This is a genomic window from Aeromonas sobria (genome assembly GCF_006243315.1).
GTDB classification, from domain to species: domain Bacteria; phylum Pseudomonadota; class Gammaproteobacteria; order Enterobacterales; family Aeromonadaceae; genus Aeromonas; species Aeromonas sobria_A.
On record NZ_NKWE01000046.1, the window covers coordinates 88,229 to 95,722 of the forward strand.

Consider the following 7,494-nt stretch of genomic DNA (forward strand, 5'->3'; position numbering starts at 1 on the left):
GGGCCATGATGCCAAAGAGCATGCGGTCAGGGCCAGCCCGGTACTGTGTCAAGTCGGGGCTTTATCCGGCAGATGTGAGCTTGCGCGCGCTTTGGCGTCTGATTGTTGCTGCGGTGGGGGCCAGCTTAGAGCCAGCCCAGATGATTGAGCCAACCCTGAATGCGGGTGGGGGTCTCCCCCAGTTCCATTAGCGCGTAGGGGCGATAGTTGAGCTTGTGGCTGCGGCGGCTCTCGCTTCTACGGGCCTCTGCGGCCAAGAGTGGCCAGCGGCCGCCATCTTCCTGATAGAGATCGAGGGTGGGGATGGCAGCCTGAGCCACCTGTTTGGCCAGCATCTGATTACTCTGCTGATTGGGGAAAAAACCGTCGAGCAGCACCAGCGCATCGGGGGCGGGCAGCTGTTCGCTGGCGATAAGGTTGGCAGTCCAGGCGGCACCCGTACCTTGCGCCAGGATCAGCTTGAAGCCCCCTTCTTGTAGCTTGGCATCGGTCAGTTTGCTGATCCGCTCGGCAAACTGCTGGCGAAATGCATCGCTGTTTTTCTGCTTCTTTTCGGCGGCAGGGTCGAATTCGGTCTGCTGGGGGGAGGGGAGCAGCAGCAGGGTATCAAAGCCCAGCTGGCTGAGGGCGCGGGTCAGTTGCCACAGCTGGCCGCTGCGCTGCCAGTCGGGCAGCAAAATGGCCAGCCCAAGGTAGTTTTCATTGTCGTGTTTGGCAAACAGCACCGTCTGCTTGTCGATCAGGGTGGCATCGGGCAGCCCTTGCCAGTCGCCGGCTTGCCAGTGATCGAGAGGGAGTGGTGCGGCGACGGGGGGCGCAACTTCGCTCGCTTGCGTCACGTTGCCAGCCAGCATGGTCAATAACAGCAGTGATAAGGATAATCTGGCCATAGTGTGCTCCCCCGGTTAACAGGGTTAGCGGCTGCGGCGGTATTTTCTGAAGGTGGGGAGTGTGATGGCAAAGCGGAAGCAATAAAAAAGCGAGCCGGGGCTCGCTTTTTTGCACTCAAGACAAAGCGGTCAATTAGTTGACGCGACGCTTGAATTCGCCGGTGCGGCTGTCGATTTCGATCTTGTCACCGATCTCTACGAAGGCGGCAACAGCCAGCTCGTAGGTGGTGCCCTTCAGACGGGCAGGCTTGGTCACTTTACCGGAAGTGTCGCCACGAGCGGACGGCTCGGTGTACTCAACTTCGCGAACGATAGTGGTCGGCAGTTCCACGGAGATGGCTTTCTCGTTGTAGAAAGTCACTTCGCAGATGTCTTCCATACCGTCTACCAGGTAGTTCAGCGCGTCACCCAGGTTGTCTTTCTCGATGTCGTACTGGTTGTACTCGGTGTCCATAAAGACATACAGGGGATCGGAGTAGTAAGAGTAGGTGCACTCTTTACGCTCCAGCTGAACCACGTCCAGCTTGTCGTCGGCCTTGAAGACGGTCTCGGTGGCGCTGCCGTTCAGCAGGCCTTTGAGCTTCATTTTGACCACGGCGGAGTTACGGCCGGATTTGTTGAATTCAGCCTTCTGAACCACCATCGGCTCGGTACCGATCATGACTACGTTACCAGCGCGGATTTCCTGTGCGGTTTTCATGTAAAAAATTCCTGTTCGTGAAACGGACGGATAAAAACTGCCAGATTATATACGGCTTTCTAAAAATTTCACCAACCGCGTGACGAGATCCCCATCCCGGAGCAACTTCTGTGACCAGCTTCGCCCATGTTGCTGCCAAATGGCGCTATATCGGGGCCATTGGGCCCAAAGTTCGCCTGTCTCCTCCCCCTGATTGAGGGCATGGCTGAACTTTCGTAACCATTGGGCTGCGTCTGCGGGCAGTGCGGCCAGATAGTGATCGAGAAAACCGTCCAGTTTGATCATGTGGGCCTGCTCTTCTTGCGGGTAGATGTGCCACAAGAAAGGGCGGGCAGCCCACTGGGCACGCACGAAGGAGTCCTCCCCGCGCACCAGATTGAGATCGCAGCTCCATAGCAGCCGATCGTAACCGGCCTGATCGGTCATCGGCAGCAGCTTGATGGTGAGATTGCCAGAGTGGAGCAGATCTCCCGCCTTGGCGGTGGTGATGGTGCCCTCAAGGCCCGCGCCCCGCAGCACATCCTGCAGCGAGCGCCCCAGCGGCAGCAGCAAGGTGATGGGGGTGGCGCTTTGGCACCAGCTGTTGACCAGACTCACCAGCGCATCGCTCTCGTAGGTAAAGAGGCTGATCCGCAGCTCGTGCTCTTGTTGCGCTGGCAAACCGAGACTGGCCCAGTAGGCGGCAAGGCCTGCCTTATCCTGTTGCCACCGCTCTCGTTCGGCGATGAGCCCCTGCTCACACAAGAGGCCACCGGTTTTAGCCGTAAAGCCTGGAAAGAAGAAGAACTTGTTGAGGCTCTGGTTACCGATACGTTGCGGCGAGGCGAGGGCGTGGCAATCCTCGACCCAGCTCTCCGCCGAGAGGTACTCCAGATTGATCCAGCAGGGGGGCTTGGGTTGGCTCGCCATCTGTTCGATGAAGGGGGCGGGCAGCTCGCAGGCAAAGGCCTCGATCACCACGGTTGCCGGAGTGGTATCGGCAGGCAGGGTCTCATGCCAGTGCTGGATATAGATGCCCGTGACCCACTGGCCATCCTGCGCCGGGTCGAGCCCCGGACAGATGCGGGCAAAGCTGGCCAGCTCGTCCACCCAGAGTCGCACCTTACCATGCCCCTCCTGCTCCAGCTGGCGGGCCAGTCGCCAGGTGACGCCTATGTCACCGAAGTTGTCGACGACGCAGCAGAAAATATCCCAGTCAAAGGGGGGCAGTGGGCTTGTCATGGCTCGGGGTTCCAGATGCAAAAAAACCGGTGCGCAGGGTAGCACACCGGTGGATTGGCTTCTAACCATCAGCGCGTGATGGCGGTCTGCGGAAAGTTACTCCTTGCCGTAGACGTTGTTCTCTTGCTCGTGTACCCGGATAAAGGTAGTGCGCTTGGTCAGTTCCTTGAGCTGACTGGCGCCAACATAGGTACAGGTGGATCGCACGCCGCCGAGAATGTCACGCACGGCGTTTTCGACCGGACCACGATAAGGCAGCAGCACGGTTTTACCTTCGGAGGCGCGATACTCAGCAACGCCACCGGCGTGCTTGTCCATGGCGCTGGAGGAGCTCATACCGTAGAACTTCATGAAGGGCTCGCCGTTCACATCAACGATCTCGCCGCCGCACTCCTCGTGGGCTGCCAGCATGCCGCCCAGCATCACGAAGTCGGCGCCGCCGCCGAACGCCTTGGCCACATCGCCCGGGCAGGTGCAACCGCCGTCCGCGACGATCTGGCCGCCGAGGCCGTGGGCCGCATCGGCACACTCGATAATGGCGGAGAGCTGCGGGTAGCCAACGCCGGTTTTGACGCGGGTGGTGCAGACCGAGCCTGGGCCGATGCCGACCTTGACGATGTCGGCGCCAGAGAGGATCAGCTCCTCCACCATCTCGCCAGTCACTACGTTGCCCGCCAGAATGACGTGGTTAGGGCAGGCTTCGCGGATTTTGCGCACGAACTCGACGAAGTGCTCGGAGTAGCCGTTGGCCACGTCAACGCAGATGAAGCGCAGCGCCTCGGACATGGCGAGGATCTGGCGAGTCTTGGCGAAGTCATCCGGTGAGGTGCCGGTCGATACCATCACATGGCCCAGCAGGGCCGGATCGGTGTCGTTGACGAAGGTTTGCCACTGCTCAAGGCTGTAGTGCTTGTGTACTGCGGTCATCATCTCGAAGCCAGCCAGGGTTCTGGCCATGGCGAAGCTGCCGACGGTATCCATGTTGGCGGCGATAACGGGAACGCCTTGCCATTGAGTCTGGGTGTGCTTGAAGGTGAACTGACGGGTCAGGCTGACTTGGGAACGGCTCTTGAGAGTAGAGCGCTTGGGGCGGAACAGGACATCCTTGAAACCGAGCTTCAAGTCTTCTTCGATACGCATTACGAATTCCTTATTGAGCCTTGTTGAAAGTCACTTTTGCAGTGGTCAATTTTCGGCAGGCGCAAAAAAACCGGCGGTTTTCAGGGCCTCCGGTTTACAACAGTGTAGGCAAAAATCCCGCCAGAACAAGACTGATAATTCACTCATTGTTGTGGTAGCCTTTGGCGTCACAACCTGAGGTTAACCACCAGCCTCATCCAGCACCGCTCGGTGCCTTGCTCTGCTTCGATATTCCCGCCCTCTTTTGCCGCTGCTCGGCCACCCTTTGTCGTCTCTCTCCTGACCCGCCCGGCATTATCCAAGTAACTGAAATAAATCGGATTGACCACTGATGCGGCTGTGGTAGATCTGGTCGCTGGATTGACAAGGCAGGGCAGTAAAATGGGCAAGATGATGGTGGGTGTGACTCTGATGGTGGCACTGTGTGGCAGTGCGCTGGCAGCGACCCCGACCAGCTATGGCTGGATTGAGAAGGGACTTATTTTGCCCAGCGGCGTGGCGGTGAAGATGAAACTCGACACCGGTGCACTCACCTCTTCCCTCGATGCACGCGCTATCACCAGATTCAAACGGGATGGTAAATCCTGGGTGCGCTTCATGCTGGTGGTGACCGATGCCGACAGCGGCAAACTGGTCAAGCAGCAGTTCGAGAGGCGGGTCGAGCGCAGCGTGACGGTGCGTGGCGCCGGTGGCATGGAGCAGCGGCCAACGGTGACCATGTCCATCTGTCTGGGGGACAAGGTCTATGAGGAGTGGTTCACCCTGCGGGATCGCAGCAAGATGATCTATCCGGTGCTATTGGGCCGCCGCCTGCTGGCCGAGCTGGGCCCGGTGGACTCCAGTCGAACCTTTACCGTGCAGCCAGCGTGTCATTGAAAGCAAACAGCCCGCATCGCGGGCTGTTTGCTTATTGCTTATCTTGCCGGCGGCAGCGGGAGTAACACACTCACTTCCAGCCCCCCTTCCGGCCGGTTGTGGACATCGAGATCGGCGCTGTGCAGCTGGGCAATACGCGACACTATGGCCATGCCGAGACCCACCCCATCCCCCTGCTGGGGATTGACCCGGAAGAAGCGTTCACACAGCCGGGGCAAGGCGCTGGTGGGAATACCGGGGCCATTGTCGCTCACATCCACCCTCACCCGGTTGCCCTCCCGCTCTACCCGCACCCTGATCTCCCCCTCCGGCTGGGTGTAGCGCAGCGCGTTGTCGATCAGGTTGCTGAACAGCAGGTCGAGCAGGGTCGCCTGACCCATCACCAGCTGCGGCACTTCACACTCCAGCGACAACTGCTGATCTTTTCGCAATGCGATAGGTGCCAGCGTCGCCAGGGTGCCTTGCAGTAGATGGCCCACTTCCAGTTCGGTCAATACCAGTCCCTGCTGGTTGTCGATGCGGGCCTGGGTCAGCAGTTGGCGGATCAACCGATCGCTGCGGTCGAGGGCCTGTAGCATCTTGTGCAGGGACTGTTGACGGCTGGCGTCATCATCGGCTGCCAGGGCATTTTCACTGTGGATCCGCAGCACCGCCAGCGGGGTGCGCAGCTCGTGGGCTGCTTCGTTGGTGAACTGCTTCTCTCGCTCTATGGTCTCGGCAAGGGCCTGCATCAGGCGGTTGATCTCGTTGGTGAGGGGCGTCAGCTCCTGGGCGCTTATCTTGAGGCTGAGCGGGCTCAGGTTGGCGGGGTGGCGTTCGCTGATAGCCTGAGCCAGCTGGCGCAGGGGGGCCAGCCCGCGGGTGATGAGCCACCAGAGCAGGATCAGCAGGAAGGGGAGCGTCAGCAGCAGTGGCAGCATGGTGAGGGTGGCCATCTTGCTGGCCAGCTCGCTGCGCTCATCGTCCCGCTCCGCCACCACCAGCCAGGTCTGCTCCTGCTGGTTGTAGAGGGTGAAGGTGCGCCACTGGTGGCGATCTTTTTCGACCGTGTCGAAGCCGATGGCCAGGGTGACCAGCGGCTGATCCGGGGCGCTGGGGGAGCGCAGCAGCAGCCCGCCCCGCTCGTTGAGCAGCTGGAAGTAGAGGTTGCGCTCGAACTCATGACCATAGGGGGTGGTATCCCGATCCTCGCCGCTCAGGTTGAGGCTGGCATCCTTCTGCCAATTGTCGGGGTTCTGCTGTTCCCACTCCTGATAGACGTTGCCGTTGGCTGGCAGTTGCCCCTGCTGGGCCATATAGCGGCCCAGCAGCTGGTTGGTGATGCGGGCTGACTGGGCGAGACGGGCATCGAACAGCTCCTCCATCTCATGGCTCGCCTCCAGATAGCCGATCACGGCGCTGATGGTGAGGCTGAGCCCCACCAGCGTCAGGATACCGGTGAGCAGAAAGCGGCGAATGGAGCGGGGACGTTTCATCAGCTGGGGCTCCGGGTTGCCTGATCAAGCTGGGGGATGATGTAGCCGACCCCGCGAATATTGCGGATGAGGTCGCTGTAGAACTTCTTGCGCAGATGGTGAATATGCACCTCTACCGCATTGCTCTCGGCCCCCTCGTCCCAGCCGTAGAGGCTCTGTTGCAGTTGATCCTTGCTCAGTACCCGGCCGCTCTGGCTGATCAGCTCCTGCAGCAGCTTGTATTCGTGGGGGGTGAGCTTGACCGCCTCCCCCTGATAGGTGACCTGCTGGGATTCGGGATAGATGAGGATATCGCCATACTCCAGCACCGCCTGAGCCTGCCCCTTGCTGCGGCGCACCAGGGCGCGCAGCCGGGCGTTGAGCTCCTGCAGGGCGAAGGGTTTGACCATGTAGTCGTCGGATCCGGCATCGAGGCCGACCACCCGATCGTCCAGTGCATCGCGGGCGGTGAGGATCAATACCGGTAGTTGATGCCCCTCCCGGCGCAGCTTGCGCAGCAGGCTGAGGCCGTCGATGTCGGGCAGATTGAGATCGAGGATCAGGGCGGCGAACTCGTCACTCTTGAGGGCTGTCAGGGCGGGCAGCCCCTGTTGCAGCCAGTCCACCGTGTAGCCGCTATGGCGCAGTGCATCCTGCATACCATCCCCCAGCATCACATCATCTTCTACCAGCAGGATCCGCATTCTTTTCTCCCTGTTTGTTGGGTGTCGCGATCTGGTTCAGCGCCAAGGCTTACCGTGGCATAAACAACCCTGCCCACCAGTATGCAAGCTGGTGGGCAGAGTTTAAATAGATCTCTGATCCATCAGGGGTTTATAGCTTGGCCAGACGCTCGCGGATCTCCATTTTGCGCCCTTCGTCAGCCATTTCGCGACCCGCACGGGCCGGGGCTGCGAACGCCTTGTCGAGGTAGGTTTTGGCCTCGGCCTTGCGACCCTGATCCAGCAGGAAGTCGCCATAGAAGAAGTTGGGGTCGATGCCATCCGGATTGATGGCCAGCGCCTGCTTGAGCAGTTGCTCCGCCTTCTCGTCATCGCCAAAGCCGACCGGCCAGCCGGGCACCTGATAGTAGAGGGAGCCCAGACTGGTATAGGCAGAGCCGTCCAGCGCCTTGGGGTCCTGCTTGAGCGCCAGCTCCAGCTTGGCCTTGGCCTCTTTCACCAGACCCAGTGCCCCCAGTCCCCCTTTGGCC

General features: G+C 60.3%; 8 protein-coding genes. 1 reads left to right on the forward strand and 7 read right to left on the reverse strand.

What is annotated here, in order from left to right:
- Positions 1–125 precede the first annotated feature (125 nt).
- From CF137_RS16320 to CF137_RS16335, 4 genes are all read right to left on the reverse strand, one after another.
- Positions 126–890: a DUF3530 family protein gene (locus CF137_RS16320; RefSeq protein WP_139720333.1), complete on the reverse strand. Its 765-nt coding sequence runs from the start codon at positions 888–890 to the stop codon at positions 126–128.
- A 133-nt stretch (positions 891–1,023) separates the two neighbouring features.
- Positions 1,024–1,590 (reverse strand): elongation factor P, encoded by a 567-nt coding sequence (gene efp / locus CF137_RS16325; RefSeq protein WP_042022911.1) that lies wholly within the window; start codon positions 1,588–1,590, stop codon positions 1,024–1,026.
- A gap of 45 nt (positions 1,591–1,635) precedes the next feature.
- Entirely contained in the window at positions 1,636–2,811 is a 1,176-nt protein-coding gene (gene earP, locus CF137_RS16330; RefSeq protein ID WP_139720335.1) for an elongation factor P maturation arginine rhamnosyltransferase EarP, read from the reverse strand.
- A gap of 96 nt (positions 2,812–2,907) precedes the next feature.
- Complete coding sequence (locus CF137_RS16335; RefSeq protein WP_042022914.1) at positions 2,908–3,951, reverse strand: GMP reductase; 1,044 nt, start codon at positions 3,949–3,951, stop codon at positions 2,908–2,910.
- A 381-nt stretch (positions 3,952–4,332) separates the two neighbouring features.
- Between CF137_RS16335 and rloA3 the strand changes: the two genes are divergently transcribed.
- Positions 4,333–4,827 (forward strand): retropepsin-like aspartic peptidase RloA3, encoded by a 495-nt coding sequence (rloA3, locus tag CF137_RS16340; RefSeq protein WP_139720337.1) that lies wholly within the window; start codon positions 4,333–4,335, stop codon positions 4,825–4,827.
- 38 nt (positions 4,828–4,865) lie between these two features.
- Here rloA3 and CF137_RS16345 read toward each other — a convergent pair whose 3' ends face one another.
- The 3 genes from CF137_RS16345 to CF137_RS16355 all read right to left on the reverse strand — a co-directional run.
- On the reverse strand, positions 4,866–6,302 hold the full coding sequence (locus CF137_RS16345; RefSeq protein WP_139720339.1) for an ATP-binding protein: 1,437 nt from the start codon (positions 6,300–6,302) through the stop codon (positions 4,866–4,868).
- Positions 6,302–6,985, reverse strand: a complete 684-nt coding sequence (locus CF137_RS16350) for a response regulator (RefSeq protein WP_139720341.1) — start codon at positions 6,983–6,985, stop codon at positions 6,302–6,304. The genes CF137_RS16345 and CF137_RS16350 overlap by 1 nt, the downstream gene beginning before the upstream one ends.
- Before the next feature lie 130 nt (positions 6,986–7,115).
- A partial coding sequence (locus tag CF137_RS16355; protein WP_139720343.1) for a tetratricopeptide repeat protein occupies positions 7,116–7,494 on the reverse strand: 379 nt, incomplete at its 5' end.

Bases quoted from the DNA above. Each gene is read 5' to 3' on its own strand.
- CF137_RS16335 (WP_042022914.1), bottom strand. From the start codon at position 3,951: ATGCGTATCGAAGAAGACTTGAAGCTCGGTTTCAAGGATGTCCTGTTC.
- rloA3 (WP_139720337.1), top strand. From the start codon at position 4,333: ATGGGCAAGATGATGGTGGGTGTGACTCTGATGGTGGCACTGTGTGGC.
- CF137_RS16345 (WP_139720339.1), bottom strand. From the start codon at position 6,302: ATGAAACGTCCCCGCTCCATTCGCCGCTTTCTGCTCACCGGTATCCTG.
- CF137_RS16350 (WP_139720341.1), bottom strand. From the start codon at position 6,985: ATGCGGATCCTGCTGGTAGAAGATGATGTGATGCTGGGGGATGGTATG.
- CF137_RS16320 (WP_139720333.1), bottom strand. From the start codon at position 890: ATGGCCAGATTATCCTTATCACTGCTGTTATTGACCATGCTGGCTGGC.
- efp (WP_042022911.1), bottom strand. From the start codon at position 1,590: ATGAAAACCGCACAGGAAATCCGCGCTGGTAACGTAGTCATGATCGGT.
- earP (WP_139720335.1), bottom strand. From the start codon at position 2,811: ATGACAAGCCCACTGCCCCCCTTTGACTGGGATATTTTCTGCTGCGTC.